Raw genomic sequence first — 591 nt, 5'->3', positions numbered from 1 at the left:
ACCGGACGCATTAAACCGGAAGAAGAAAAAATAGCTCGTCCTAAAGGCGACGGTATTGTTCGTATTCAGCGCCAAACCAAAGGCCGTAAAGGCAAAGGCGTTTGTATCGTTTCAGGATTAGACCTAGACGACGCGCCTTTGAAACTGCTCGCTGCAGAGCTTAAAAAAGTATGCGGTTGTGGCGGTTCAGTCAAAGATGGCACCATCGAAATTCAAGGTGACGCAAGAGATAAGATCAAAACACACCTTGAAAAGAAAGGCATGACAGTAAAACTAGCCGGTGGCTAAATTCCTGACGTTCAAATCTCAGATAAACTAGAAACGGCGTCTATATGATTAGACGCCATTTTTATTTGCAATAAACAACTTGCTAATTGAAGAACAAGCAATCGCAGATTGATAGATCGATATTAGCTATTTTATGGTAATGAATAGCCACCGACTTGATAGACACCTTTTAGTTAGACAAAATGACTAACAGAGAGGTGCTTATGAGCAGCAAAAGATATCCAGAAGAATTTAAAATTAAAGCGGTAAAACAGGTCACGGAAAAAGGTCATAGTGTGGCTGATGTTGCCAACCGCTTAGGGA

At 41.5% G+C, this 591-nt stretch carries 2 protein-coding genes; both read left to right on the top strand.

Translation table 11 applies throughout. The annotated features are described in order from the left end of the window. Positions 1-288, top strand: a 288-nt coding sequence (gene yciH / locus R7Z77_RS26970) for a stress response translation initiation inhibitor YciH (protein ID WP_318137253.1), incomplete at its 5' end; no start/stop codon positions are given. Positions 289-491: 203 nt separating this feature from the next. Beyond that, positions 492-591: transposase (locus R7Z77_RS26965; RefSeq protein WP_318137254.1), on the top strand; the 100-nt coding region annotated here is incomplete at its 3' end.

It is taken from the genome of Vibrio sp. 1401 (assembly GCF_033340295.1).
This window is presented reverse-complemented; position numbering and strand designations above follow the sequence as displayed.